The organism is Citrobacter sp. RHBSTW-00944, assembly GCF_013615435.1.
In the GTDB taxonomy this organism is placed as follows: domain Bacteria; phylum Pseudomonadota; class Gammaproteobacteria; order Enterobacterales; family Enterobacteriaceae; genus Citrobacter; species Citrobacter braakii.
Genome location: NZ_CP055418.1, coordinates 911,035 through 937,747 on the forward strand (window position 1 = coordinate 911,035; position 26,713 = coordinate 937,747).

A 26,713-nucleotide genomic window follows, 5' to 3' on the forward strand; every position below is an offset into this window, starting at 1 on the left:
GAGGTATTCATGACCCTTTTGCGTAAAGTACTGACGGCATCTTTTATTATGCTTCTGGCGGTTTCGGCACAGGCTGCGATGAAGATGGAACGCCAACAGATTTCAAAACTGAATTTAAGTCTCGAAATTCCGCAGACGCTCACGCCAATGCCGGACGAAATGGCAAAAATCAAATACCCTTCTGAAAACCGTCCACAGGTGATTTACGGTGACGAACGCGGTAAAGCGTCTCTAGGTATTACCGCCGGGCGCAACGCGTTGCCTGCCGCTCAGTTGGATATGGCAAAGGATGCGACACTGAAGATGCTTACCAATTTCAAGCCGCAGGCGGAACCTGTCACGGTTGATGGACATAAAGCGTGGCTGATTACTTTCCGTTCTCAAGCGCCGGATACTGAAATTCTCAATATGCTGCTGATTACCTCGCAAAACGAGAAAGCGGTGCAGGTCTCCTTCAATATGACCAAAGATCTGGTGGCTCAGTATCAGGAAGCCGCAAAAGCGTCGTTACTGTCACTGAAGTTTGAATAAAAAAACGCCCGCTGATTAGCGGGCGTTGTCCATTTTACTTCGCGTCGTCCGGCAACGCGTATGCCACGATATAATCGCCCATCTTAGTGCCAAATGAGCCGTGGCCCCCGGCTGATATCACCACATACTGCTTACCGTTAACTTCATACGTCATCGGCGTTGCCTGGCCGCCTGCCGGAAGCCGACCCTGCCACAGTTTTTCACCGTTGCTCATGTTGTATGCGCGCAGATAGTTATCGGCAGTCGCAGCTATAAACAGCACGTTACCCGCGGTGGAGATAGGTCCACCCAGCATCGGCATCCCCATATTGAACGGCACCGGAACCGGCATTGGGAATGGCATGCTGTCCTGTGGCGTGCCAATGCGTTTTTTCCATACCACTTGATTGGTTTTCAGATCTACGGCGGAAATGTAGCCCCATGCTGGCTGTTTACACGGCAGACCAAATGGTGAAAGGAACGGATTGAGCGTTACGCCGAACGGTACGCCGTACTGCGGCTGAATACCGGACTCCGTGCCAGTACCTTTGGCATCTTTCGGCGGCTCCATCGGGTTGCCGGGACCGCGTGGGATCAGCTTAGAAACGAACGGCAGCGCCATCGGGTTGGCAATGGCTACCTGACGGTTGGGATCAACGGAAATGCCGCCCCATTCGAACATGCCGAGGTTACCCGGGAACACCAGAGTGCCTTGCTCTGAAGGCGGGGTAAAAATGCCTTCATAGCGCAGCTGGTGGAACATTACGCGGCACACCAACTGGTCAAACATGGTTGCGCCCCACATATCCGCACCACTGAGATCTTTTTGCGGACGGAAACTGAGATCGGAGAACGGCTGGGTTTTGCTGACATAATCACCTTTGGCTGCACCTTGCGGCACCGGTTTTTCCGGGGCAGGCACCACCAGTTCACCATTACGGCGGTCGAGCACAAAGATATTACCGGTTTTTGCCGGGGCATAAATGACCGGAATTTTCTCTCCATTGACGTTGATATCCGCCAGGGTTGGCTGCGCCGGTAAGTCCATATCCCACAGATCGTGGTGAACGGTCTGATAGCTCCAGGCCAATTTCCCGGTCGTGGCATTTAACGCCAGAATGGCGCTGGCGTAACGTTCCTGTTCCGGTGTGCGGTTACCGCCCCAGATATCCGGCGTGGTAACGCCCATGGGCAGATACACCAGATCCAGCTTCGCGTCGTAGGCCGCAGGCGCCCAGGAGTTGGGTGAGTTAAAGGTGAAGGTATGTTCATCTGACGGGATGAAATTAGGATCCTTGGCACCGGGATCAAACGCCCATAGAAGCTTGCCGTTATTGACGTCAAAACCACGTATCACCCCGGATGTTTCGCGGGTTGAGTAGTTATCGGTTACCGACCCGGCAATAACGATAGTTTTATCGGTGATTATCGGGGGAGACGTTGGTTCGTACAGGCCCGGTGAGGTATCCGGCATATTGGTCTGCAGATTTAAAATACCTTTATTGGCGAAGGTTTCGCACAGCTTGCCGGTCTCGGCATTCAAGGCAAACAGTCGACCATCATTGACAGGCAAAAGGATGCGGCGCGGACAGTCGGCCATCACCTCTGCAGAAGCCGTATCCGGTTTGGCTTCATGATAAGAAACGCCGCGACAGGTTACGTGCTGGAAGCTGGTATTGGTATTGAGTTGGGGATCGAAATGCCACTTCTCTTTACCGCTGGCCGCATCCAGGGCGAACAGCCGCTGGTGGGCGGTACACAGATAAAGAGTATCCCCCACTTTTATTGGCGTGACTTCATTGGTGATTTCACCGGGATCGTTGGGTTGTTTTAAATCCCCGGTACGAAATACCCAGGCTTCTTTCAATTGATGAACGTTGTCAGCGTTAATTTGTTTTAACGGTGAGTAGCGTTGACCTTCCTGATTGCGACCGTAAGCCGGCCAGTCCTCGTCGGCAACCGCTGAGATTGCATCGGCCTGAGAGGTATCTGCACTCAGCGTGCCGTGAACCTCTTGTGGGTCGTTGAAGCCAGCCCAGGTCAGGATACCGCCGCTAATCAGCAGGGCCACCACCAGCGCCGCTACTGCGCCACTGGAAGGGATAATCAGGCGATGCCAGACGAAAGGCAGGATAAGCCAGATACCAAAGAAGACCAGGATGTCGCTACGCGGCGTCAGCGCCCAGAAATCAAAGCCGACTTCCCAGACGCCCCAAATCATGGTGGCGAAAAGCAGGGCGGCATACAGCCAAAGGGCGGATCGGTTACTGCGCCACAGCAGGAGAGCCACACCGAGCATGGCAAGGCCCGCGATCGGGTAATACCAGGAGCCACCGATGGCGACCAGCCAGCCTCCACCAATCAGGAGATATAGTCCACAAAGTGCCGCAAACAGGGCGCTCAGGGTCACGATAAGCTGTTGAGAACGTACGTTGTTATTTGCCATAAAAAATACCATCACAGGTGTTATTTCTTTAATAGCAGTTAATTATAGGAGCTAAAACGCGTGATAAACGTCACATTATGAACTTTATCAACAGATGCCGCGTATGAATGCTTTTGCTGGTATACTGCGTGCCTTGCGCTTAGATGCTGGCTTATTAAAAGTTAGCATTGAGTGATTTGTTTTTAAATCATATGGTTAGAGATATGAAACATACTGTTGAAGTCATGATCCCGGAAGCGGAGATCAAAGCGCGTATTGCTGAACTGGGACGTCAGATTAACGAACGTTACAAGGACAGCGGCAGCGATATGGTGCTGGTTGGTCTGTTACGCGGCTCATTTATGTTTATGGCCGACCTGTGCCGTGAAGTGCATGTCTCCCACGAAGTCGATTTCATGACTGCTTCCAGCTATGGCAGCGGAATGTCCACCACGCGCGATGTTAAAATCCTGAAAGACCTGGATGAAGACATTCGTGGCAAGGACGTGCTGATTGTCGAAGACATCATCGACTCCGGTAACACGTTGTCAAAAGTGCGTGAGATTCTGAGCCTGCGCGAGCCGAAATCCCTGGCTATTTGTACGCTGCTGGACAAACCTACCCGTCGTGAAGTGGATGTTCCGGTTGAGTTTATCGGATTCTCTATCCCAGATGAGTTTGTTGTCGGCTATGGCATTGACTATGCCCAGCGTTATCGCCATTTGCCGTACGTTGGCAAAGTGGTGCTGCTGGACGAGTAATGTCGGGAGCGCCTGATGGCGCTTTGCTTATTCGGCCTGCACGATACTTCCCCGCAGGCCGAAAAGCGACTTAAGCGTCGCTGCCGCTTGTTGGTATCTGCTTGTGATTGGTATGTTTCTGGCTGAGGTTAGACAGCCCCTGGCGATAGCGCTGCTCCAGCGTCTCGCGACTGGTGGCGGTGACGTCCAGATCGCGCAGCAGGCCATCATGAATACCGTAAGCCCAGCCGTGAATGGTAACTTTCTGACCGCGCTTCCAGGCTGAACGCATGATGGTTGAGTGGCCCAAGTTGTAGACCTGCTCCATTACATTCAGTTCGCACAGGGTGTCAATGCGACGTTCCTGCGGCATTTCGCCCAGCAGTGAACTGTGTTTAAACCAGATATCGCGAATATGCAGTAACCAGTTATCAATCAGCCCCTGTTCTTTATTTTCAATAGCCGCCTGTACGCCACCACATCCATAGTGGCCGCAAATAATAATATGTTCCACTTCCAGCACATCCACCGCATACTGAACCACTGAGAGACAGTTCAGGTCGGTGTGAATAACCAGATTGGCAACATTACGGTGAACAAATAATTCACCCGGCTCAAGACCGGTTAAACGTTCTGCGGGAACGCGACTGTCGGAACATCCAATCCATAAAAAGCGCGGATTTTGTGCGTGAGTCAGCGTTTCAAAAAATCCGGGATCCTCTTCTACCAGCATCTTTGACCATAGCGCGTTGTTGCTGATGAGTGTATCTATGTCTTTCATGGAGGCTGTAACCAATTGAATTGCGTTGCGCTAATATAGGTTAACTCCTGATTTATTAAAACCAAATATCAAGCATTAGAATGTAAGGTAAGTAAAAAACCATGACCATTGCTCTGGAACTTCAACAACTTAAAAAAACCTATCCCGGTGGCGTTCAGGCGTTACGCGGAATAGATTTGCAAGTCGAAGCGGGGGATTTTTATGCGCTTTTGGGACCGAATGGCGCAGGCAAGTCCACCACCATCGGGATAATCAGCTCGCTGGTGAATAAAACCTCTGGGCGGGTGAGCGTCTTCGGATACGATCTTGAAAAAGATACCGTTAATGCGAAACGCCAGCTTGGTCTGGTACCGCAGGAGTTTAACTTTAACCCGTTTGAAACCGTGCAGCAGATCGTAGTCAACCAGGCGGGTTATTACGGCGTTGAGTATAAAGAGGCGGTCAAACGCAGCGAACTATATTTAAAGCAGCTCGATTTATGGGAAAAACGTAACGAGCGCGCGCGCATGCTCTCCGGCGGGATGAAACGCCGTCTGATGATTGCCCGCGCACTAATGCACGAGCCTAAATTACTCATCCTTGATGAACCGACGGCGGGGGTCGACATTGAGCTGCGTCGTTCAATGTGGGGTTTTTTAAAGGATTTAAACGACAAAGGCACCACGATTATTCTGACCACTCACTATCTCGAAGAAGCGGAAATGCTGTGTCGCAACATCGGCATTATTCAGCACGGCGAGCTGGTGGAAAACACCTCGATGAAGAGCCTGCTCTCTAAGCTGAAATCCGAGACCTTTATTCTCGATCTGGCACCGAAAAGCCCGCTGCCAAAACTGGAGGGCTATCAATACCGGCTGGTGGATACCTCCACGCTGGAAGTGGAAGTCCTGCGTGAACAGGGGGTCAACAGCGTGTTCTCACAGCTGAGCGCCCAGGGCATTCAGGTATTGAGTATGCGAAACAAAGCGAACCGACTGGAAGAACTGTTTGTTTCTCTGGTGCATGAAAAACAAGGAGATCGCGCATGATGCAGCTTTATTGGGTTGCGCTGAAAAGCATCTGGGCGAAAGAGATCCACCGCTTTATGCGAATCTGGGTCCAGACTCTGGTTCCTCCCGTCATTACTATGACGCTCTATTTTATTATCTTTGGTAACCTGATCGGCTCGCGTATCGGCGAAATGCATGGTTTTAGCTATATGCAGTTTATCGTGCCAGGGCTGATTATGATGGCGGTAATTACCAACTCGTACGCTAACGTGGCATCGTCATTCTTCAGCGCCAAGTTTCAACGCAACATTGAAGAGTTACTGGTCGCTCCGGTACCGACGCACGTGATCATCGCCGGTTTTGTTGGCGGCGGCGTGGCGCGTGGCCTGTGCGTAGGGATCCTGGTAACAGCGATTTCGCTGTTCTTTGTGCCGTTCCAGGTGCATTCCTGGGTCTTTGTGGCGCTTACGCTGGTGTTAACGGCGGTGCTGTTTTCGTTGGCCGGTCTGTTGAACGCGGTTTTCGCTAAAACCTTTGACGATATCAGCCTGATCCCAACCTTCGTGCTGACTCCGCTGACCTATCTGGGCGGCGTTTTCTATTCGTTAACGCTGCTGCCGCCGTTCTGGCAGGGACTGTCCCATCTGAACCCGATTGTCTACATGATTAGCGGTTTCCGTTACGGCTTCCTGGGGATCCACGATGTTCCGCTGGTCACGACCTTTGGCGTGCTGGTGGTGTTTATCGCGGCGTTTTATTTGCTGTGCTGGTACCTGATTCAGCGCGGACGCGGCCTGCGCAGCTAATGCTTTCTTCCTCTCCTTGCCCGGGAGAGGAAGACTTTTGATGCTTATCACCATTACGGATTTATCACCCTGATAAACTACTTGCCTGCTAAGGAGGTAGGCAATGCTAGGTTGGGTAATTACCTGTCATGATGATAAGGCACAGGATATGCTGCATCGTCTGGAGAAAAAGTACGGCCCGTTGGTTCAATGCCAGGCGGTGAGTTTTTGGCGTGGGCTTAGCTCGAATATGCTAAGCCGCATGATGTGCCATGCCCTGCATGCTACAGACTCTGGCGAGGGTGTGATATTCCTGACGGATATGGCCGGGGCCGCGCCTTACCGCGTGGCTTCGTTAATGAGCCATAAACATCCCCAGTGTGAAGTGATTTCAGGTATCAGTTATCCATTGCTTGAGCGAATGCTTTCGTCGCGGGAATCGATGAGCAGTTCTGCGTTTCGTGATAGCATCGTTGCGCTTGGCGGGCCCGAAGTCTCTAGCCTCTGGCATCAACAACAGAAAAATCCCCCCTTCGTGTTGAAGCATGATTTGTATGAGTATTAATCATTGGTATTGATGGCGCTTTTGCTACAATAGCCGGGGTTTCTCGCCTCGGTTATCTCATATGGTGATGCGCGTTCTGCTTGTTTTATTGCTCCTGTTTTCTGGCAGCATAGCTGCGGCTTTGCCTGCTCGCTACATGCAAACCACCGAAGCAGCCGCCGTGTGGGCGCAGATTGGCAACAAGATGGTGACGGTAGGAAATATTCGCGCCGGGCAGATCCTCGCCATTGAGCCAATTGCGGCAGACTATTACGAATTTACCTTTGGTTTTGGTACCGGGTTTATTGATAAGGGGCATCTGGAGCCTGTGCAGGGGCGGCAGAAAGTCGATGATGGTCTGGGCGATCTCAATAAACCTCTCAGCAACCAAAGCCTGATCACCTGGAAAGATACGCCGGTTTATAACGCTCCGGATGTTGGTAGCGCCCCGTTTGGCGTGCTGGCGGATAATCTGCGTTATCCGGTTATCAGCAAGCTTAAAGACCGTCTCAACCAAACCTGGTACCAGATCCGTATTGGCGGCAGACTGGCCTATATCAGCGCTCTGGATGCGCAGGAAGACAACGGTATCCCGGTGTTAACCTATCACCATATTCTGCGCGATGAAGAGAATACCCGTTTTCGCCACACCTCTACGACAACCTCCGTACGCGCCTTCAGCAACCAGATGGCCTGGCTACAGGACCGCGGCTACACCACGTTGACGATGTACCAACTGGAAGGCTATGTTCGCAACAATATGAATCTCCCGGCGCGGGCGGTGGTGCTGACTTTTGATGATGGTCTGAAGTCGGTGAGTCGTTATGCTTACCCGATTCTGAAGCAGCACGGCATGAAGGCAACGGCGTTTATTATCTCCTCACGTATCAAGCGCCACCCGCAGAAGTGGGATCCGAAATCACTGCAGTTTATGAGCATCGCGGAACTGAATGAGATCAGGGACGTGTTCGACTTCCAGTCGCATACCCATTTTTTACATCGGGTTGATGCGAATCACCGGCCAATCCTGCTGAGTCGCAGCTATCATAATATTCTGTTTGATTTCGCCCGTTCGCGTCGGGCGTTGTCTCAGTTTAACCCTCACGTTCTTTATCTTTCGTATCCGTTTGGCGGCTATAACTCCACGGCAGTAAAAGCGGCAGGCGACGCGGGATTCCACATGGCGGTCACCACGGTGAGAGGGAAGGTTAAACCGGGGGATAATCCGTTCTTATTGAAAAGACTTTATATTTTAAGAACGGATTCGCTGGAGACGATGTCGCGGCTGATAAGTAATCAGCCGCAGGGGTAAGGGCTGTCAGGCAACCTGTACCGGAATGGCTTTCGCGGTGCGCTTCATTTCGTTGTCGCCTTCAAAATAGGCCACTTTCGGACGCCAGGTGCGGGCTTCTTCATCAGACATGGTGACGAAGCTGGCGATAATCACAATGTCGCCGACTTCAGCACAGTGTGCCGCTGCGCCGTTCACCGAGATGATTCTGGAGCCGCGTTCAGCCGCAATCGCGTAGGTTGAGAAACGTTTACCGTTGGTCACGTTCCAGATATCAATAGCTTCGTTTTCCAGAATACCAGAGGCATCGAGGAAATCCTGGTCGATGGCGCAGGAGCCTTCGTAGTGCAGGTCCGCCTGCGTGACTTTGACGCGGTGGAGCTTGCCTTGCAGCATGGTGCGAATCATAACTTCTATACCCTGTCGTTTACCTTGGCTAAGCAGGCGCTACTGGCCTGCTTTGAGAAATTCTCAGGCAGTATTGCCTGATTTTTAACCCCTGTCTACTGGGCTAATGTAACGCTTTGATTATCGATCAGACGTGCCTGACCCAGCCAGGCGGCGGCCAGAATCACCGCGCGTTTACTGGTTTCCGTCAGCTCCAGCAGCGTGTCGGCATCACGAATCTGAATATCGTCGGCACGGAAGCCTTTTTCATTCAGTTCCTGCTCGGCAATGGCAATAATCTCTTCCTGGTCACGATGGCCGGCAAGCAGCTTTTCAGCGATGCCGTTCATCACTTTGTGCAGACCCGGCGCAATTTTTCGCTGCTCTGCGGTCAGATAACCGTTACGTGAGCTAAGCGCCAGACCGTCTTTGGCGCGAATAATCGGCACGCCAACGATCTCAATGTCATAACCCAGATCCGCCACCATTTTGCGGATCAGTGCGAGCTGCTGGAAATCTTTCTCGCCAAAGCAGGCGATATCAGGCTGGATCAGGTTAAACAGCTTGCTGACGATAGTGGAGACGCCACGGAAGTGGCCTGGACGGCTGGCGCCTTCCAGCATGGTGGAGAGACCGGGAACTTCAACGAACGTCTGGCCATCCAGACCCTGCGGGTAGATTTCCTCAACGGCTGGCGCAAAAACATAATCGACTTTACGCTTGTTCAGCTTTTCACAATCTTCCTGCAGCGTGCGCGGATAGCGCACCAGATCGTCCGGTCGGTCAAACTGCATCGGGTTGACGAAAATGCTGACGATCACCACATCAGCCCGCGCTTTTGCCTCATCGACCAGCTTCATATGGCCGTCGTGCAGGTTGCCCATGGTGGGAACCAGAGCGACGCGTTTGCCTTCCTGACGCAGACGACGAATATGCTGGCGCAGCAGCGGCAGGGTTTCAATGATTAACACGACAAGACTCCTTGAGTTGCCTGAGGAACCGTAGGCCGGATAAGGCGTTTACGCCGCCATCCGGCAACATGCAGCGAACCGCCTGATGGCGCTACGCTTTTCAGGCCGATATATGGCCTGAAAAATTAGTGGAAACTGTGTTCTTCGCCCGGATAAACGCCGGACTCCACTTCAGCCATATACTGCCGCACTGCGGCGCGCATGTCGCCTGCTTCATTGAGGAAATTCTTCGCAAATTTCGGGATGTGGCCACCGGTAATACCAAAGGCATCGTGCATGACGAGGATTTGTCCATCGGTGACGTTACCTGCGCCGATACCGATAACCGGAATCGACAGCGCTTCGGTGACGCGCTTCGCCAGCTCAACCGGCACGCACTCCAGCACCAGCAACTGAGCGCCAGCGGCTTCTAAGGCCAGCGCGTCATCCAGCAATACCTGCCCGGCGTCGCCGCGGCCCTGAATTTTATAGCCGCCGAAAATATTCACCGACTGCGGTGTTAATCCCAGATGACCGCAAACCGGTACGGCGCGTTCGGTGAGCATTTTTACCGTATCCACCAGCCAGGCGCCGCCTTCAATTTTGACCATATTAGCGCCCGCCCGCATCACCACCGCGGCGTTTTCAAATGCTTGTTCCGGCGTGGCGTAAGCCATAAATGGCAGGTCGGAGAGCAGCAGACAGTTGGGAGCGCCACGACGTACGGCACGAGTGTGGTAAGCAATATCTTCAACGGTGACCGGTAGGGTGGAGTCATGCCCCTGAATCGTCATGCCCAGCGAGTCGCCAACCAGCATCACTTTGATGCCTTCGTCGGCAAATAACTTAGCGAAGCTGTAGTCGTAGGCGGTAATGGTCGCGAAGCGTTTTTTCTCTTGCTTGCATTTCTGCAGCAGTGAAATGGTGGTGGGTTTCATAACATTTCCTGATGATGAAAGTCATATTTATCGGCATTCTAACAGTCACATTCAGGGGGGCAATTGTTTTAAGCAACCGTTTGGCACTAAAGTAGTAAACGTGGAAGGGGAGAGGATACTTTACCAGTGTGCAGGTTTTGCGGCACCAAGATGGGTGAGGAGCTTATGCAGGCTGATACCCTCCGGGAAGATAAGCTCAGGTGCGATTTCAGCGAGCGGCCACAGCATAAAACCACGGTTTTTCATGTCGTAGTGCGGCACGGTCAGACGTTCGGTGTTAATCACTTCATCGCCAAACAGCATAATATCGAGGTCCAGAGTGCGCGGCCCCCAGCGTTCGGCTTTACGTACGCGTCCCTGTTGCAGCTCAATGCGTTGGGTATGATTAAGCAATTCTTCGGGAGCGAGAGTGGTTTCCAGCGCCACGGCAGCGTTCAGGTAATCTGGCTGATCCTGTGGGCCTAATGGCGGTGTGCGGTAAAAGGAGGAAACAGCGACGATACGGCTGTCGGGAATGTCGCCAATCGCTTTTACGGCAGCATTAACCTGCTCCAGAGGAGAGGCCAGATTACTGCCGAGAGCGATATAGGCGATGGTCACGCGGAACCTTCACGGCGCGGGGCGCGTTTACGCGGGCGACGATGACGACGGCGCTCCGGTTCTTCGTCGAGTTCGTTGAGCATGCCTTTTTGTTCCGGCGGTGCTGAAACCTGGAATTCTCCCCACCACTGCGCCAGACGCTGCAGCTCAGCGTTGTTTTCCACTTCGGCACGCAGGGCCAGCAGATCGTAAGCGGCGCGGAACTTCGGATGCTCCATCAGCTTCCAGGCGCGTTTGCCCTGGCGACGAGACATGCGTAGCTGCAACTGCCAGATATCACGGGTCAGCGAGGTCAGACGTTTCGGGATCGCCAGCGAGCGGCAGGCTTCATCCAATACGTCGTTCATCGCCAGTGCGAAGGCATCGTAGTAAGCCAGACCGCTTTCCTGGGCAATTTTCTGCGCAGCTTCCAGTAACGGATACCAGAACATGGCGGCGAACAAGAACGCCGGGTTAACGCGCATATCATTGTGGATGCGGTTATCGGTATTCTTCAGCACCTGAGCGATGATGCGTTCCATTGGGCTGTCACCGTCTTCGGTGAAATAGCGCGTAATGGTGGGGAACAGCGGCTGGAACAGGCTGTACTCACGCAGTTTTTTATAGGTTTCATACCCATAGCCCGCCTGTAACAGTTTGAGCGCTTCTTCAAACAGGCGTGCGGGGGGAATATCGTTAAGCAGTGTTGCCAGACGCGGGATTGGCTCAGCGGTTTCCGGGCTGATACGCATGTCGAGCTTGGCGGCAAAGCGCACGGCCCGCAGCATACGTACAGGGTCTTCGCGGTAGCGCGTTTCCGGATTACCGATCAGGCGAACGATGCCCTCTTCGAGATCCTGCATGCCACCAACGTAATCACGCACGGTGAAATCGGCCACGCTGTAATACAGGCTGTTAATCGTGAAGTCGCGACGCTGGGCATCTTCTTCGATGGAGCCGAAGATGTTGTCGCGCAGCAGCATACCGTTTTGTCCGCGCTGTGAGGTTGTGCGATCGGACTCGCTGCCTTCATGATGACCACGGAAAGTTGCCACTTCGATAATTTCCGGGCCAAACATGACATGGGCCAGACGGAAACGGCGACCAACCAGACGACAGTTACGAAACAGTTTTCGCACCTGATCTGGCGTGGCGTTAGTCGTGACATCAAAATCTTTCGGCTTTTTGCCCAGCAAAAGATCGCGTACGCCTCCGCCAACCAGCCATGCCTCGTATCCGGCCTTATTGAGCCTGTACATTACCTTCAGGGCATTTTCACTGATATCTTTGCGGGAGATAGAGTGCTGCTCACGCGGGATTACCGTCATGTGTGGACGGGCGACGGCGAGCTCGGCCTCGCGCTCCTCGCGGCTTAGCACCTTGCGGCAAAAATTAGCGACTCGGGTAAAAATAGTGCACCTCGGTAGTGTCAAACTTCAATCAGAACAAGTGTTGCTGTGTAAAAATAGCGGCTAATCATAGCTCAGCATGATGCATTTGAGAATGGCGGATTTACGATCGCCGATTCTGGCACCGCTGTCAGACTCCAGTTTTCAATGGCAAACGTGAGAATCTGATCCACGCGCATCTCCTGCCACGGGATATCGGAGTGCTGGCCGAGAAAGCGCAGCGCAGCAACAATCACCGGGCGTGGATCGCCTTGCGGCAGTGCAGGTGCATGATTTTGTTTTGAAAGTTTAGCGCCTTGTTCGTTGAGCGCCAGCGGCAGATGAATATAGTCCGGCGCTTGCCAGCCGAACTGTTGATACAACGAAATTTGCCGTACCGTCGGTTCGATAAGATCGGCACCGCGCACAATTTCCGTCACGCCCTGGAAGTGGTCGTCCACCACCACCGCGAGGTTATAGGCAAACAGCCCGTCGCGACGGTGAATAATAAAATCTTCCCTTGCAAGCCGCGGATCAGCCTGAATCACACCGCGCAGTTGGTCCGTAAACTGCATCACCGGATGGCGTTGCTTAATGCGGACCGCCGCCTGTTCAGGCCCGTGGCGTAGCTCACGGCAATGACCGTCGTAAATACCGCCGACGCTTTGAATACGCGCGCGCGTACAGGTGCAGTAATAGCTCAGATCCTGCTGATGCAGCCAGGCCAGCGCCTCGCGGTAGGCGTCATGACGCTGGGATTGCCATAAAATATCGCCATCCCAGTGCAGCCCGTAATGTTCCAGCTGACGCAGAATCGTGTCTGCAGCACCGGGAACTTCACGAGGGGGGTCAATATCTTCAATGCGTACCCGCCAGATTCCGCGACGAGCACGGGCCTGCAGGTAACTCCCGAGGGCGGCAATCAGTGAACCAAAATGGAGTTCGCCAGAGGGGGAAGGGGCGAAGCGGCCAATATAATGTGAATCGCTCATTTTGCGGGCTAACAAATAATAAGGCGGGAGAAGCTCCCGCCTGAAGTAAACGTGGTAAAAATGACCGGAATTAACCTGCCATTTGTTTTTCGCGGATTTCTGCCAGCGTTTTACAGTCGATGCACAGATCGGCTGTCGGACGCGCTTCCAGACGGCGAATACCAATTTCTACGCCGCATGATTCGCAGTAGCCGAAATCTTCGTCTTCTACTTTCTTCAGCGTCTTCTCGATCTTTTTGATCAGTTTGCGCTCACGATCACGGTTACGCAGCTCAAGGCTGAATTCTTCTTCCTGTGCGGCGCGGTCCACCGGATCAGGGAAGTTAGCCGCTTCGTCTTGCATATGAGATACGGTGCGATCAACTTCATCCCTAAGTTGATTACGCCATGCCTCAAGAATACGCCTGAAGTGCGACAGCTGGGCTTCGTTCATATACTCTTCGCCCGGTTTCTCCTGGTACGGCTCCACCCCAGCGATGGCGAGAATACTCAGGGACGATGTTTTACGGTTTTGCCCTTCTTGCATGTTGCTTCTCCTTAACACGCACTATCGATCCCCATGTTCGGGGGAAAAATCAGGTCGCTATAAATAGCAGATGCTTTTCCGGATAGCAATTATCTAAACGTAACACTTGACAACCCTGTGAGGAAAAGCGTATTTGCCCACGCGCCCAGAATACTAATTAACCGAATGTTTACACCATTACAAGGTAATGGGCAACGGCTCTTTAAGAGTCATACCATGGGCAGAAAGTTCCGCTTTATAAACCAGAATTTCTACCCCCTTAAGCTGTGCTTCAACTAATAATTGCGCATATTTTGCATCGATATGGCGCGCGGGTGAAAACCGTGTAATGGCTGAATGCAACACCGCGAAAAATATCACCGCGCGCTTGCCTTCGGCCGCTACGCTCATCAATTCCCGAAGATGTTTCTGACCTCGTTCAGTGATGGCATCGGGAAAATAACCCTGATCTTTTTCCGCCAACGTGACTGATTTCACTTCAATATAGCAGTCAGGTCGGGAATCCGCCTGTAACAAAAAGTCGATGCGGCTCCCTTCGGCGCCGTATTTTACTTCACTTTTCAAGGTGCTGTAGTCTGAAACTTCCGAAATTAACGAACGCTGAATAGCCTCTTTCGTTAATCTATTGGCCCACAGCGTGTTAACACAAATAAGTGCACCGGATTGGGTTTGCGTTAATTCCCAGGTATGTGGATATTTTCGTTTGGTATTTTCTGATGTCGAATACCAGACAGTATCTCCCGGCGTTGCGCAGCCGGTCATGGCTCCCGTATTGGGGCAGTGTAGCGTTAACGTTGTGCCATCCGGTGTGATCACATCCGCTAAAAAACGCTTATAGCGCTGAATGAGCGTTGCAGGTTGTAAAGGTGGAGAAAATTGCATGAACAGTTCCTTTGATTATTCAGTCAGCGTCCAGCGTTGCAACTGCGTGTAACGCGTACGTCCTCGCATGAATGAGGAGGAGTAAAGCCCAAACTCCGTTACCGGAAACGACCAGCCAAACCCTGGCGGAGGGATAGATACCGCGTGACCGGCGTCACGCAGCATCGTGATATGCGGGTGAAACGGCTGCGGGCTCTGGTGGCACCCACTGCGTGCGGCTTGTGCCCGCAACATGTTCGCCAACTGTAGCAGCCCGCGCGGCGGCTGACGCATTCCCAACCACACTACACGCGAGCGCAGCCATTGCCCGGCATCGTCGAGTTTGAGCGTAAAACCCGGCTGGCGAATACGCCCCGCAAGCTGCGTTAACGCATGCTGCTTCTCAGCGCTGACGTCGCCCAAAAAGGCGAGCGTCAGATGCAGATTATCGGCGGCGACGGGACGACCCGCTTCAGGGGGGAACTGCGCGGCCCGCCAGTGGATTAACTGCTCCCGAACCTCGCCAGGCAATTCAATCGCAAAGAACAGCCTTTTTGGCTCAGACATGATGGATACTCGGTTATGAATTAACGCGATGCTACAATGCAGCGCGAAGAATGTTAACCCTCTGGAGTCATTTGTGACGTCGTTGCCCGTTGCCGCCGTAGTGCCTGAACTACTTACCGCCCTTGATGCCTCGTCGCAGGTTTTGCTGACGGCGCCGACCGGTGCCGGGAAATCAACCTGGCTGCCGTTGCGACTCCTTGAACATCGCGGTATCAAGGGACGGATTATTTTGCTGGAGCCGCGGCGTCTGGCAGCACGCAATGTGGCGCAGCGGTTGGCGGAATTGCTGAATGAAAAGCCTGGCGAGACCGTGGGGTATCGCATGCGTGCGCAAAGCTGCGTAGGGCCGCAGACCCGCCTTGAGGTGGTGACGGAGGGGGTTCTGACACGCATGATCCAGCGCGACCCCGAATTGACGGGCGTTGGGCTGGTCATCCTCGACGAATTTCACGAGCGGAGTTTGCAGGCCGACCTGGCGCTGGCGCTGTTGCTGGATGTGCAGCAAGGGCTGCGTGACGATCTGAAACTGTTGATCATGTCTGCCACTTTGGACAACGGGCGTTTGCAGCAGATGTTGCCCGATGCGCCGACGATCGTTTCTGAAGGCCGCGCATTTCCCGTTGATCGACGATATCAGCCGTTGGCGGCGCATCTGCGTTTTGCTGAAGCGGTAGCGATAGCGACGGCAGAACTCCTGCGCCATGAAAGCGGGTCGCTGCTGCTGTTTTTACCGGGTGTAGGGGAAATCCAGCGCGTGCAGGAGCAACTGGCAACGCGTGTGGGCAGCGATGTGTTGTTGTGCCCACTGTACGGCGCGCTGACGCTTGCCGAGCAGCGTCAGGCGATTTTGCCCGCGCCGCAAGGCAAGCGCAAAGTGGTGCTGGCGACCAATATTGCCGAAACCAGCTTAACGATCGAAGGCATCCGGCTGGTGGTGGACAGCGCCCAGGAGCGCGTGGCGCGCTATGACGCGCGTACCGGTTTGACGCGACTAATTACCCAACGCATAAGCCAGGCCTCGATGACCCAGCGAGCGGGACGCGCGGGCCGTCTGGAACCCGGTATCTGCCTACATTTACTTGCCAAAGAGCAGGCGGAAAGAGCGGCGGCACAGGGAGAACCGGAGATTTTACAGAGCGACCTGTCCGGACTGCTGATGGAGTTACTGCAATGGGGATGCACCGACCCTGAGCAACTGAACTGGCTGGATACACCGCCCGCCATCAACCTGCAGGCGGCAAAGCGGCTGCTGCAGATGCTGGGGGCGCTTGAGGGTGACAGGCTCAGCGCCAGGGGGCAGAAAATGGCGACGTTGGGTAACGACCCCCGTTTAGCGGCTATGCTGGTTAGCGCCAACAATGACAATGAAGTGGCAACGGCGGCAAAACTGGCTGCGATTCTGGAAGAGCCGCCGCGCGGTGGCAGTACCGATCTGGCTGTAGCGTTTTCACGAAATCAGCCCGCCTGGCAGCAGCGCAGCCAACAATTACTGAAACGGCTTAACGTTCGCAGCGGACAGCCGGACAGCGCGCTGCTCCCCTCATTACTGGCGCAGGCGTTTGCCGATCGGATCGCGCGTCGGCGCGGGCAGGAAGGGCGCTATCAACTGGCGAATGGCATGGGGGCAATGCTGGATGCCGATGACGCCTCCGGACGCCATGAATGGCTGATTGCGCCGCTGTTACTGCAGGGCAGCGCTTCGCCGGATGCGCGTATTCTGCTGGCTCTGCCGCTGGATATCGAAGCGCTGATACAGGCATGCCCTGAACTGCTACAACAATCTGACACCATCGAATGGGATGAAACTCAGGGAACGTTAAAAGCATTGCGTCGGTCGCGCATTGGCCAGCTAACGGTAAAAGTACAGGCGCTGGCCAAACCCTCGGAAGAGGAGTTGCACCTGGCGATGTTGAACGGCATTCGCGATAAAGGGCTAAGTGTGCTCAACTGGACGCCGGAAGCCGAGCAGTTTCGCCTGCGTCTGCAATGTGCGGCAAACTGGTTGCCAGAGTATAACTGGCCCGCGGTAGATGAGGATTCTCTGCTGGCGACGCTGGAGAGCTGGCTGCTGCCGCACATGAGCGGTGTGCACTCGTTACGCGCGTTAAAAGCGCTAAATGTGGGTCAGGCGTTGCGCGGTTTGCTGGATTGGTCAATGCTGCAACGTCTGGATAGTGAACTGCCAGCGCATTACACTGTGCCGACGGGAAGCCGGATTGCCATTCGCTATCATGAGGATAACCCTCCGGTATTGGCGGTTCGGATGCAGGAAATGTTTGGTGAAGCGAAGACCCCAACCATCGCCGAGGGGCGCGTGCCGCTGGTGCTGGAACTGCTATCTCCGGCGCAACGACCACTACAGGTAACGAGCGATTTGAGCGCGTTCTGGCAGGGATCGTACCGTGAGGTGCAAAAAGAGATGAAAGGGCGCTATCCCAAACATGTCTGGCCGGACGATCCGGCGAATACCGCGCCAACGCGGCGAACAAAGAAGTATTCGTAATGAAACTGTAGGCCGGATAAAGCGAAACCGTCATTCGGTATAAACACGGCAGTAAATTGAGAGATTTCTTCTTCTGTTAACTGACGGAAGAACAGAGAATCGGGCCCTTGCGCCTGAATGTTGCGGAGAAAAAGCATGGCGGGGAATGACCGCGAGCCAATTGGACGTAAAGGGAAACCCTCGCGTCCGGTGAAACAAAAGGTGAGCCGTCGTCAACTCAGAGATGAAGAGTATGACGACGATTATGATGATGATGACTATGAGGATGAAGAACCGATGCCGCGTAAGGGTAAAGGCAAAGGGCGTAAGCCTCGTGGTAAACGCGGCTGGTTCTGGCTGCTGGTAAAACTGTCGATTGTTTTTTTGGTGCTGATCGCCATTTACGGCGTTTATCTGGACCAAAAAATCCGCAGCCGTATAGATGGTAAAGTCTGGCAGCTTCCTGCGGCAGTATATGGCCGTATGGTTAACCTTGAGCCAGAAATGCCGATCGGCAAGAACGAGATGGTGAAACTGCTGGAGGCTACGCAGTATCGTCAGGTGACGAAGATGACGCGCCCTGGCGAATTCACCGTGCAGGCGAAAAGCATCGAGATGATCCGTCGTCCGTTTGATTTTCCGGACAGTAAAGAAGGGCAGGTGCGCGCGCGTCTGACCTTTGATGGCGACCATCTGGATACCATCGAGAATATGGATAACAACCGCCAGTTCGGTTTCTTCCGTCTCGATCCGCGGCTGATTACCATGCTCTCTTCGCCTAACGGTGAGCAGCGCCTGTTTGTCCCGCGCAGTGGATTCCCGGATCTGCTGGTGGACACGTTGCTGGCGACCGAAGATCGTCACTTCTATGAGCATGACGGTATCAGCCTCTATTCCATTGGCCGTGCGGTGCTGGCGAACCTGACGGCGGGGCGCACGGTACAAGGGGCCAGTACGCTGACCCAGCAACTGGTGAAAAACCTGTTCCTGTCCAGCGAACGTTCCTACTGGCGTAAGGCCAACGAAGCCTATATGGCGCTGATCATGGATGCGCGTTACAGCAAAGACCGCATTCTTGAGCTGTACATGAACGAAGTCTATCTCGGTCAAAGCGGTGACAATGAGATCCGCGGCTTCCCGCTGGCGAGCCTTTACTACTTTGGCCGTCCGGTGGAAGAGCTGAGCCTCGACCAGCAGGCGCTGCTGGTAGGGATGGTTAAAGGGGCGTCAATCTATAACCCGTGGCGTAACCCGAAGCTGGCACTGGAGCGTCGTAACCTGGTGCTGCGTTTGCTGCAGCAGCAGCAGATTATCGACCAGGATCTTTATGACATGCTGAGCGCGCGTCCGTTAGGCGTACAGCCGCGTGGTGGGGTGATCTCACCGCAGCCCGCCTTTATGCAGATGGTGCGCCAGGAGCTACAGGCGAAGCTGGGCGATAAAGTTAAAGATCTCTCCGGCGTGAAGATTTTCACCACCTTTGATTCCGTGGCGCAGGACGCTGCAGAAAAAGCGGCGGTGGAAGGTATTCCGGTGCTGAAGAAACAACGTAAGCTGAGCGATCTGGAAACCGCGATTGTGGTGGTTGACCGCTTTAGCGGCGAAGTGCGTGCCATGGTCGGTGGGGCAGAACCGCAGTTCGCTGGTTATAACCGTGCGATGCAGGCACGTCGTTCGATTGGTTCTTTGGCTAAACCGGCGACCTATCTGACCGCGCTCAGCCAGCCGAAGCTGTATCGTCTGAATACCTGGATTGCCGATGCCCCGATTGCGCTGCGCCAGCCTAACGGCCAGGTGTGGTCGCCGCAGAACGATGACCGTCGCTATAGCGAAAGCGGAAAAGTGATGCTGGTGGATGCGTTAACGCGCTCAATGAACGTGCCAACGGTAAATCTGGGGATGGCGCTGGGCCTGCCTGCCGTCACCGATACCTGGCTGAAGCTGGGCGCGCCGAAAGATCAGCTTAACCCGGTTCCGGCCATGCTGCTGGGGGCGTTGAACCTGACGCCGATCGAAGTGGCGCAGGCGTTCCAGACTATCGCCAGCGGCGGGAACCGCGCGCCGCTGTCGGCGCTGCGTTCGGTGATTGCCGAAGATGGTACGGTGCTGTATCAGAGCTTCCCGCAGGCCGAGCGTGCCGTTCCGGCGCAGGCGGCGTATATGACGCTGTGGACCATGCAACAGGTGGTTCAGCGTGGTACGGGCCGCCAGCTTGGCGCGAAATATCCTGGGCTTCATCTGGCAGGGAAAACCGGGACCACTAACAACAACGTGGATACCTGGTTTGCCGGGATCGACGGCAGCCAGGTAACCATCACCTGGGTGGGCCGTGATAACAACCAGCCAACCAAGCTGTACGGTGCCAGCGGTGCGATGTCGATTTATCAGCGTTATCTGGCTAACCAGACGCCAACACCGCTGGTGCTGACGCCGCCGGAAGATGTGGTGGATATGGGCGTGGACTACGACGGTAACTTCGTTTGTAGCGGGGGGATGCGTACGCTTCCGGTATGGACTACCGATCCTGATTCGCTGTGTCAGCAGGGTGAAATGATGCAACAGCCGACCGGGAATCCGTTCGATCAGTCAACGCCGCAGCAGCAGCCTCAACAGCAGCAGCAACAACCGGCGCAGCAGGAAAAGAAAGATAGCGACGGTGTCGCTGGCTGGATAAAGGATATGTTCGGCAGTAACTGATATTGCTCAAAACCCGCTTCGGCGGGTTTTTCTTCTTTGGTCCATTCTCAGGGCCGAATAACATTCCAGCCTAATTTATTAACCCTTTCTTTTCATCTGGTTATTTCTTAACCCCTCAGTTTTAGTAGGGACGCGTATTGCTTGCTATCTCGCCAGAGTTTCGAATATTATGCTGCCGTTATAATAATAATTCTCGTTTACGTTATCATTCACTTTCATCAGAGAAATACCAATGGCGCGTCTTAAAACTGCTCAGCCAAGTTCATCGCTGCGTAAAATCGCAGTAGTGGTAGCCACAGCGGTTAGCGGCATGTCTGTCTATGCACAGGCGGCGGTTGACCCGAAAGAAGAAACCATCACCGTAACTGCTGCACCTGCCGCACAAGAAAGCGCATGGGGGCCTTCGCCGACAATTGCCGCGAAGCGTTCCGCCACCGCTACCAAAACCGACACGCCGATCGAAAAGACGCCACAGTCTGTTTCGGTAGTGACAAACGAAGAGATGCAGATCCATCAGTCTCGTTCCGTCAAGGAAGCGCTGGGTTATACCCCAGGGGTTGTGGTCAGTAATCGTGGTGCTTCAAATACATACGATTTTGTCAGCATCCGTGGTTTTACCTCTGTCGGTTTAAGCCAGAACAACTATCTGGATGGTCTGAAGCTACAAGGGAACTTCTATAACGACGCGGTTATCGATCCTTACATGCTGGAGCGTGTAGAGTTGATGCGTGGGCCAACTTCCGTGTTGTACGGTAAGAGTAACCCTGGCGGTATTATTTCGATGGTCAGCAAACGTCCAACCACCGAGCCGCTAAAAGAAGTTCAGTTTAAAATGGGAACAAATAATCTGTTCCAGACAGGATTTGATTTTAGTGATGCATTGGACGATAACGGTGAATTCTCTTACCGTTTAACCGGTCTGGCTCGTTCCACAAATGAGCAGCAGCAAGGTTCTGAATCACAGCGTTATACCGTTGCTCCGTCCTTCTCATGGCGTCCTGACGACAAGACTAACTTTACATTCCTTTCTTATTTCCAGAATGAACCCGAAACGGGTTACTACGGTTGGTTGCCGAAGGAAGGTACGGTTGAACCGCTACCTAACGGCAAGCGTTTGCCGACTGATTTTAATGAAGGTGCTTCAAATAATACTTATTCCCGCAATCAGAAAATGGTGGGGTACAGCTTTGAACACGACTTTAATGACACCTTCACTGTCCGGCAGAATTTACGTTTTGCTGAAATGAAAACGTCGCAGCAGAGCGTGTACGGTACGGGTATCTGTACAACAAATGCGTTTAACGCGCCTTGCCAGGCAATTCCGGCCGATCAGCGCGACCATTATCTTGGTCGTGGCACGGTTGTCGATGATGAACGTTTGCAGAACTTCAGTGTTGATACCCAGTTGCAGAGCAATTTCGCGACAGGAACGGTGGACCATACGTTGCTGACAGGTGTTGACTTCATGCGTATGCGTAATGATATCAATGCTAAATTTGGCACAGCTCCTGTTCTGGATCTTTATAACCCACAGCCTCTGGAAGATTTTGATTTCGACTCTACCGAGCCTTATCAGATGAACGAAACCAAACAAACCGGTATCTACATCCAGGATCAGGCGGAATGGGATAAGTGGGTCTTTACGCTGGGTGGTCGTTATGACTGGTCACAGCAAGCGACGACGATTCGTCAGAATTCAACCACTCCGCAAGCGGGTTATATTGAGCGTAACGATCATCAGTTCACATGGCGTGGCGGTGTAAACTACCTGTTTGATAATGGTATTTCTCCGTACGTTAGCTATAGCCAGTCATTTGAACCAAACGCATTCGATCTCTACAGCACTCCACGCATGGCTTTTGCGCCATCCAAGGGTGAACAGTATGAAGCGGGTGTAAAATATGTGCCGAAAGATCTGCCTGTGGTTATTACGGCTGCGGCATATCATCTGACGAAGACGAATACGCTGACAACCGATCCGACCAACTCGAATCTGCAAGTTCCGTCAGGCGAAGTACGTTCTCAGGGCTTTGAATTTGAAGCTAAAGCGGCCTTGAATGCCAATATCAATGTGACTGCTTCATATACTTACACTGATGCGGAGTACACTAAGGACACCAACCTCAAAGGGAACAACGTAGAACAAGTTCCTGAAAATATGGCATCACTCTGGGGCGACTATACCTTCAACGAAGGCGTTCTGTCGGGACTGACCCTGGGAACCGGTGGACGTTTTATCGGTTCAAGCTATGGCGATCCAGCAAACACCTTTAAAGTGGGAAGTGCTGCTGTAATGGATGCTGTCGTGAAATACGATTTAGCGCGTTTTGGTATGGCTGGTTCTAGTGTTGCTGTCAACGTTACCAACCTGCTGGATCGTGAATACGTTTCTAGTTGCTTCCAAACCTATGGCTGCTTCTGGGGCGCAGAACGTCAGGTCGTTGCAACCGCAACCTTCCGTTTCTAATTTCTTTTTGGGCACGCTTTGCGTGCCCGTTTTACAAGTTGGCTGCTATGCAGGAAAACAGATCCCATCCCGACACCACTTTCGCGTTGCGTAATGTCTCCTTTCGTGTGCCTGGCCGCACGCTTTTGCATCCTCTCTCATTAACTTTTCCGGTGGGGAAAGTGACCGGCCTTATCGGTCACAACGGGTCCGGAAAATCGACGTTATTGAAAATGCTGGGACGTCATCAGCCGCCGTCGGAAGGTGAAATCCTGCTCGACGAACAGCCGCTGGAGAACTGGAGCAGTAAAGCGTTTGCCCGCAAGGTCGCCTATCTGCCGCAGCAGTTGCCGCAGGCCGAAGGGATGACGGTGCGTGAACTGGTGGCGATTGGCCGCTATCCGTGGCACGGGGCGCTGGGACGTTTTGGCGTTGCCGACAGAGAGAAAGTAGAAGAAGCTATTTCGTTGGTCGGCTTAAAACCGCTGGCGCACCGCCTGGTGGATAGCCTGTCCGGCGGAGAACGCCAGCGTGCGTGGATTGCCATGCTGGTGGCGCAGGACAGCCGCTGTCTGCTGCTTGATGAGCCGACTTCCGCGCTGGATATCGCTCATCAGGTTGACGTGCTGGCGCTAGTGCATCGCTTAAGTAAGCAGCGTGGGCTAACGGTGATTGCGGTGCTGCATGATATCAACATGGCGGCCCGCTACTGCGATTACTTAGTTGCGCTGCGCGGTGGTGAAATGATTGCGCAAGGAACGCCTGCTGAACTGATGCGCAGTGAAACTCTGGAACAGATTTACGGTATCCCGATGGGCATTTTGCCGCATCCGGCCGGTGCCGCACCCGTGAGTTTTGTCTATTAATGATTGAATTACATCATATTACCCGTCGGCGTCTGCTTACGGCGATGGCGCTCTCGCCGCTGCTGTGGCGGATGAATACGGCGTCCGCCGCGGCGATTGATCCGCAGCGTATTGTGGCGCTGGAATGGCTGCCGGTAGAGCTGTTGCTGGCGCTGGGTATTACGCCGTATGGCATTGCGGATATCCCTAACTACAAGCTGTGGGTCAGTGAGCCACCTCTACCGGACTCGGTGATTGATGTCGGGCTACGCACGGAACCCAATCTCGAACTGCTGACCGAAATGAAACCCTCGTTTCTGCTCTGGTCGGCAGGCTATGGTCCTTCCCCTGAAAAGCTGGCACGTATTGCACCTGGTCGGGGATTTAACTTCAGCGACGGTAAAAAACCTCTGGTCGTTGCGCGACAATCGCTGCAGGAAATGGCGCAATTGTTCAATCTGCAGGACTCTGCTGAACGCCATCTGACTGAGTATGATCGTTTTATTGCCGGCCTGAAGCCGCGCTTCATTCAACGCGGTGCGCGCCCTGTGCTTCTCACCTCTCTGCTTGATTCGCGGCATATGCTGGTGTTTGGCCCAAACAGCCTGTTTCAGGACGTGCTGGACGAATATGGGATCCCCAACGCCTGGCAGGGAGAGACAAACTTTTGGGGCAGCACTGCCGTGAGTATTGACCGTCTGGCTGCTTTTCAGGATGTCGATGTATTGTGCTTTGATCACGGCAACGATAAAGAGATGGCTGCACTGATGTCTACGCCGTTGTGGCAGGCGATGCCCTTTGTTCGCAGTGGACGTTTTCAGCGCGTGCCGGCCGTCTGGTTCTATGGCGCAACGCTATCGGCCATGCATTTTGCCCGCATTCTGGATAATGCGCTGGGAGGCAAAGCGTGAGTAAACGTATCGCGCTGTTCCCCATTCTCCTGCTGACGGTTCTGTTTGTTGCCGCCTGTTGGCTCACATGGGTTAACTTCTCCGTTGCGCTACCGCGCAGCCAATGGCAACAGGCTATCTGGTCACCGGATATCGATGCCATTAAACAGATGGTTTTCCACTACAGCCTGCTGCCGAGGCTGGCGATTTCGCTGTTGGTCGGGGCCGGGCTGGGACTGGTCGGCGTATTGTTTCAGCAGGTGCTGCGTAACCCACTGGCGGAGCCAACCACGCTAGGCGTTGCGACCGGTGCGCAGTTGGGCATTACCGTCACGACGCTGTGGGCTATTCCCGGTGCGCTCACCACGCAATTTGCTGCGCTGGCAGGTGCTTGTGTCGTTGGGGCGCTGGTGTTTGGCGTCGCCTGGGGCAAACGTCTTTCTCCGGTGACGTTAATCCTCGCCGGACTGGTGGTCAGCCTGTACTGCGGGGCGATTAACCAGTTGATGGTTATCTTCCATCACGATCAACTGCAAAGCATGTTTTTATGGAGCAGCGGCACGCTAACCCAAACCGACTGGAGCGGCGTACAGCGACTGTGGCCACAGCTGCTGGGCGGCGTGATGCTGACTCTGCTGCTGTTGCGTCCAATGACGCTGATGGGACTGGATGACGGCGTGGCGCGTAACCTCGGTCTGGCGTTGTCGCTGGCGCGCCTGGCGGCCTTATCGCTGGCGATTGTCATCAGCGCCTTGCTGGTTAACGCGGTTGGGATTATCGGCTTTATTGGCCTGTTTGCACCGCTGCTGGCGAAAATGCTCGGCGCGCGGCGTCTGTTGGCGCGTCTGATGCTGGCCCCGCTGATTGGTGCGTTGATCCTCTGGCTCTCTGACCAAATCATTCTGTGGCTGACCCGCGTATGGATGGAAGTCTCCACCGGTTCGGTGACGGCGCTGATTGGCGCGCCATTGCTGCTGTGGCTGTTGCCGCGCCTAAGAAGTATGAGCGCACCGGATATGAATGCCAGCAACCGTATCGCCGCGGAGCGTCAGAATGTACTGATGTTTGCGCTGGCGGGCGGGGTGGTTTTGCTGCTGACTCTGGTGGTGGCGCTGTCGTTTGGCCGCGATGCGCACGGCTGGACATGGGCCAGCGGCGCGATGCTGGATGAACTGATGCCCTGGCGCTGGCCACGTATTCTGGCGGCGTTGATTGCCGGGGTGATGCTGGCGGTAGCAGGCTGTATTATTCAGCGTCTGACCGGAAACCCAATGGCTAGCCCGGAAGTTCTGGGCATTAGCTCCGGTGCGGCATTTGGCGTGGTGTTAATGCTGTTTCTGGTCCCCGGAAATGCCTTTGGCTGGCTGCTGCCCGCAGGGAGTCTCGGGGCTGCGGTCACCTTGCTTATCATTATGATTGCCGCCGGGCGCGGTGGTTTTTCGCCGCACCGTATGCTGCTGGCAGGGATGGCGCTCAGTACGGCGTTTACTATGTTGTTGATGATGTTGCAGGCCAGCGGCGATCCGCGTATGGCGGGCGTGCTGACCTGGATCTCCGGCTCAACTTATAACGCGACGGGCGAACAGGTACTGCGCACCGGAATTGTGATGGTTATCCTGCTGGCGCTGACACCGCTGTGTCGTCGTTGGCTGACGATTTTACCGCTCGGCGGCGATACGGCGCGTGCGGTGGGTATGGCGATCACGCCGTCACGCGTGGGGTTACTGCTGTTGGCTGCGGGGCTAACGGCGACAGCAACCATGACCATTGGACCGTTGAGTTTTGTCGGGCTGATGGCTCCGCATATTGCCCGAATGATGGGTTTTCGTCGCGCGATGCCGCATATGCTGATTTCGGCGCTGGCGGGAGGTGTGCTGCTGGTCTTTGCTGACTGGTGCGGCAGGATGGTGCTGTTTCCGTATCAGATCCCGGCAGGATTACTGTCGACGTTTATTGGCGCGCCGTACTTTATCTATCTGCTACGTAAGCAGAGTCGCTGAGGTTAATCTCTTCCATTTAGGCTGCGTCGCCATCCGGCAATAAAAAAGCCGGGTGGCGGCTTCGCCTTACCCGGCCTAGGTTATTTCTGGGCGTTATCTT

General features: G+C 54.1%; 23 protein-coding genes. 12 read left to right on the plus strand and 11 right to left on the minus strand.

What is annotated here, in order from left to right:
* Positions 1-9 precede the first annotated feature (9 nt).
* Positions 10-531 (plus strand): hypothetical protein, encoded by a 522-nt coding sequence (locus HV334_RS04245; RefSeq protein ID WP_016155709.1) that lies wholly within the window; start codon positions 10-12, stop codon positions 529-531.
* A 34-nt stretch (positions 532-565) separates the two neighbouring features.
* Here HV334_RS04245 and HV334_RS04250 read toward each other — a convergent pair whose 3' ends face one another.
* Positions 566-2,956 (minus strand): glucose/quinate/shikimate family membrane-bound PQQ-dependent dehydrogenase, encoded by a 2,391-nt coding sequence (locus HV334_RS04250; RefSeq protein WP_181221210.1) that lies wholly within the window; start codon positions 2,954-2,956, stop codon positions 566-568.
* Between the two features lie 203 nt (positions 2,957-3,159).
* On the opposite strand from HV334_RS04250, the gene hpt reads away from it, so the two are divergent.
* Entirely contained in the window at positions 3,160-3,696 is a 537-nt protein-coding gene (gene hpt, locus HV334_RS04255) for a hypoxanthine phosphoribosyltransferase (RefSeq protein WP_016151732.1), read from the plus strand.
* 70 nt (positions 3,697-3,766) lie between these two features.
* Here hpt and can read toward each other — a convergent pair whose 3' ends face one another.
* Positions 3,767-4,456, minus strand: coding sequence for a carbonate dehydratase (can, locus tag HV334_RS04260; protein WP_016151733.1), 690 nt, complete (start codon positions 4,454-4,456; stop codon positions 3,767-3,769).
* A 101-nt stretch (positions 4,457-4,557) separates the two neighbouring features.
* Between can and HV334_RS04265 the strand changes: the two genes are divergently transcribed.
* The 4 genes from HV334_RS04265 to HV334_RS04280 all read left to right on the plus strand — a co-directional run bounded on the left by HV334_RS04265 (position 4,558) and on the right by HV334_RS04280 (position 8,086).
* Positions 4,558-5,484, plus strand: coding sequence for an ABC transporter ATP-binding protein (locus HV334_RS04265; protein ID WP_046275357.1), 927 nt, complete (start codon positions 4,558-4,560; stop codon positions 5,482-5,484).
* Entirely contained in the window at positions 5,481-6,251 is a 771-nt protein-coding gene (locus tag HV334_RS04270) for an ABC transporter permease (RefSeq protein ID WP_003829467.1), read from the plus strand. The genes HV334_RS04265 and HV334_RS04270 overlap by 4 nt, the downstream gene beginning before the upstream one ends.
* 103 nt (positions 6,252-6,354) lie before the next feature.
* Positions 6,355-6,795, plus strand: coding sequence for a PTS sugar transporter subunit IIA (locus tag HV334_RS04275; RefSeq protein ID WP_016151735.1), 441 nt, complete (start codon positions 6,355-6,357; stop codon positions 6,793-6,795).
* A 61-nt stretch (positions 6,796-6,856) separates the two neighbouring features.
* Positions 6,857-8,086, plus strand: a complete 1,230-nt coding sequence (locus HV334_RS04280) for a polysaccharide deacetylase family protein (protein ID WP_181221211.1) — start codon at positions 6,857-6,859, stop codon at positions 8,084-8,086.
* Between the two features lie 6 nt (positions 8,087-8,092).
* Here HV334_RS04280 and panD read toward each other — a convergent pair whose 3' ends face one another.
* From panD to thpR, 9 genes are all read right to left on the minus strand, one after another.
* Positions 8,093-8,473 (minus strand): aspartate 1-decarboxylase, encoded by a 381-nt coding sequence (gene panD / locus HV334_RS04285; protein ID WP_000621526.1) that lies wholly within the window; start codon positions 8,471-8,473, stop codon positions 8,093-8,095.
* A 95-nt stretch (positions 8,474-8,568) separates the two neighbouring features.
* The gene (gene panC / locus HV334_RS04290) at positions 8,569-9,423 is read right to left on the minus strand and encodes a pantoate--beta-alanine ligase (RefSeq protein ID WP_181221212.1); all 855 of its coding nucleotides are present in this window, start codon (positions 9,421-9,423) and stop codon (positions 8,569-8,571) included.
* Between the two features lie 125 nt (positions 9,424-9,548).
* Entirely contained in the window at positions 9,549-10,340 is a 792-nt protein-coding gene (gene panB, locus HV334_RS04295; protein WP_047498557.1) for a 3-methyl-2-oxobutanoate hydroxymethyltransferase, read from the minus strand.
* A gap of 120 nt (positions 10,341-10,460) precedes the next feature.
* Positions 10,461-10,940: a 2-amino-4-hydroxy-6-hydroxymethyldihydropteridine diphosphokinase gene (gene folK / locus HV334_RS04300; RefSeq protein ID WP_181221213.1), complete on the minus strand. Its 480-nt coding sequence runs from the start codon at positions 10,938-10,940 to the stop codon at positions 10,461-10,463.
* Positions 10,937-12,331, minus strand: a complete 1,395-nt coding sequence (pcnB, locus tag HV334_RS04305; protein WP_203457720.1) for a polynucleotide adenylyltransferase PcnB — start codon at positions 12,329-12,331, stop codon at positions 10,937-10,939. Before pcnB ends, folK begins: the two co-directional genes overlap by 4 nt.
* Before the next feature lie 71 nt (positions 12,332-12,402).
* Positions 12,403-13,299 (minus strand): tRNA glutamyl-Q(34) synthetase GluQRS, encoded by an 897-nt coding sequence (gene gluQRS, locus HV334_RS04310; RefSeq protein ID WP_181221214.1) that lies wholly within the window; start codon positions 13,297-13,299, stop codon positions 12,403-12,405.
* A gap of 70 nt (positions 13,300-13,369) precedes the next feature.
* The gene (dksA, locus tag HV334_RS04315) at positions 13,370-13,825 is read right to left on the minus strand and encodes an RNA polymerase-binding protein DksA (RefSeq protein WP_003018625.1); all 456 of its coding nucleotides are present in this window, start codon (positions 13,823-13,825) and stop codon (positions 13,370-13,372) included.
* A 177-nt stretch (positions 13,826-14,002) separates the two neighbouring features.
* On the minus strand, positions 14,003-14,707 hold the full coding sequence (gene sfsA, locus HV334_RS04320) for a DNA/RNA nuclease SfsA (RefSeq protein ID WP_016151742.1): 705 nt from the start codon (positions 14,705-14,707) through the stop codon (positions 14,003-14,005).
* 15 nt (positions 14,708-14,722) lie between these two features.
* Positions 14,723-15,253: an RNA 2',3'-cyclic phosphodiesterase gene (thpR, locus tag HV334_RS04325; protein WP_047498551.1), complete on the minus strand. Its 531-nt coding sequence runs from the start codon at positions 15,251-15,253 to the stop codon at positions 14,723-14,725.
* 73 nt (positions 15,254-15,326) lie between these two features.
* Here thpR and hrpB point away from each other — a divergent pair, with 73 nt between their 5' ends.
* From hrpB to fhuB, 6 genes are all read left to right on the plus strand, one after another.
* A complete protein-coding gene (hrpB, locus tag HV334_RS04330; RefSeq protein WP_181221215.1) occupies positions 15,327-17,756 on the plus strand; it encodes an ATP-dependent helicase HrpB in 2,430 nt (809 codons plus the stop codon).
* 135 nt (positions 17,757-17,891) lie between these two features.
* Positions 17,892-20,432 carry a bifunctional glycosyl transferase/transpeptidase gene (gene mrcB / locus HV334_RS04335; RefSeq protein ID WP_016151745.1) on the plus strand — a complete coding sequence of 847 codons (2,541 nt, stop codon included), beginning with the start codon at positions 17,892-17,894 and terminating at the stop codon, positions 20,430-20,432.
* A gap of 232 nt (positions 20,433-20,664) precedes the next feature.
* On the plus strand, positions 20,665-22,899 hold the full coding sequence (gene fhuA / locus HV334_RS04340; RefSeq protein WP_016155718.1) for a ferrichrome porin FhuA: 2,235 nt from the start codon (positions 20,665-20,667) through the stop codon (positions 22,897-22,899).
* Between the two features lie 47 nt (positions 22,900-22,946).
* Positions 22,947-23,744, plus strand: coding sequence for a Fe3+-hydroxamate ABC transporter ATP-binding protein FhuC (fhuC, locus tag HV334_RS04345; protein ID WP_181221216.1), 798 nt, complete (start codon positions 22,947-22,949; stop codon positions 23,742-23,744).
* The gene (gene fhuD / locus HV334_RS04350) at positions 23,744-24,634 is read left to right on the plus strand and encodes a Fe(3+)-hydroxamate ABC transporter substrate-binding protein FhuD (protein ID WP_181221217.1); all 891 of its coding nucleotides are present in this window, start codon (positions 23,744-23,746) and stop codon (positions 24,632-24,634) included. The genes fhuC and fhuD overlap by 1 nt, the downstream gene beginning before the upstream one ends.
* Entirely contained in the window at positions 24,631-26,613 is a 1,983-nt protein-coding gene (fhuB, locus tag HV334_RS04355; RefSeq protein ID WP_137367174.1) for a Fe(3+)-hydroxamate ABC transporter permease FhuB, read from the plus strand. Before fhuD ends, fhuB begins: the two co-directional genes overlap by 4 nt.
* Positions 26,614-26,713: the final 100 nt, after the last annotated feature.

Excerpts from the sequence above, each read along its gene's own strand:
- HV334_RS04250 (WP_181221210.1), bottom strand. The coding sequence starts at position 2,956 with ATGGCAAATAACAACGTACGTTCTCAACAGCTTATCGTGACCCTGAGC.
- hpt (WP_016151732.1), top strand. The coding sequence starts at position 3,160 with ATGAAACATACTGTTGAAGTCATGATCCCGGAAGCGGAGATCAAAGCG.
- dksA (WP_003018625.1), bottom strand. The coding sequence starts at position 13,825 with ATGCAAGAAGGGCAAAACCGTAAAACATCGTCCCTGAGTATTCTCGCC.
- panD (WP_000621526.1), bottom strand. The coding sequence starts at position 8,473 with ATGATTCGCACCATGCTGCAAGGCAAGCTCCACCGCGTCAAAGTCACG.
- HV334_RS04265 (WP_046275357.1), top strand. The coding sequence starts at position 4,558 with ATGACCATTGCTCTGGAACTTCAACAACTTAAAAAAACCTATCCCGGT.
- fhuA (WP_016155718.1), top strand. The coding sequence starts at position 20,665 with ATGGCGCGTCTTAAAACTGCTCAGCCAAGTTCATCGCTGCGTAAAATC.
- mrcB (WP_016151745.1), top strand. The coding sequence starts at position 17,892 with ATGGCGGGGAATGACCGCGAGCCAATTGGACGTAAAGGGAAACCCTCG.
- HV334_RS04275 (WP_016151735.1), top strand. The coding sequence starts at position 6,355 with ATGCTAGGTTGGGTAATTACCTGTCATGATGATAAGGCACAGGATATG.
- sfsA (WP_016151742.1), bottom strand. The coding sequence starts at position 14,707 with ATGCAATTTTCTCCACCTTTACAACCTGCAACGCTCATTCAGCGCTAT.
- can (WP_016151733.1), bottom strand. The coding sequence starts at position 4,456 with ATGAAAGACATAGATACACTCATCAGCAACAACGCGCTATGGTCAAAG.
- thpR (WP_047498551.1), bottom strand. The coding sequence starts at position 15,253 with ATGTCTGAGCCAAAAAGGCTGTTCTTTGCGATTGAATTGCCTGGCGAG.
- gluQRS (WP_181221214.1), bottom strand. The coding sequence starts at position 13,299 with ATGAGCGATTCACATTATATTGGCCGCTTCGCCCCTTCCCCCTCTGGC.
- fhuC (WP_181221216.1), top strand. The coding sequence starts at position 22,947 with ATGCAGGAAAACAGATCCCATCCCGACACCACTTTCGCGTTGCGTAAT.
- fhuD (WP_181221217.1), top strand. The coding sequence starts at position 23,744 with ATGATTGAATTACATCATATTACCCGTCGGCGTCTGCTTACGGCGATG.
- HV334_RS04280 (WP_181221211.1), top strand. The coding sequence starts at position 6,857 with ATGGTGATGCGCGTTCTGCTTGTTTTATTGCTCCTGTTTTCTGGCAGC.
- panB (WP_047498557.1), bottom strand. The coding sequence starts at position 10,340 with ATGAAACCCACCACCATTTCACTGCTGCAGAAATGCAAGCAAGAGAAA.
- HV334_RS04270 (WP_003829467.1), top strand. The coding sequence starts at position 5,481 with ATGATGCAGCTTTATTGGGTTGCGCTGAAAAGCATCTGGGCGAAAGAG.
- HV334_RS04245 (WP_016155709.1), top strand. The coding sequence starts at position 10 with ATGACCCTTTTGCGTAAAGTACTGACGGCATCTTTTATTATGCTTCTG.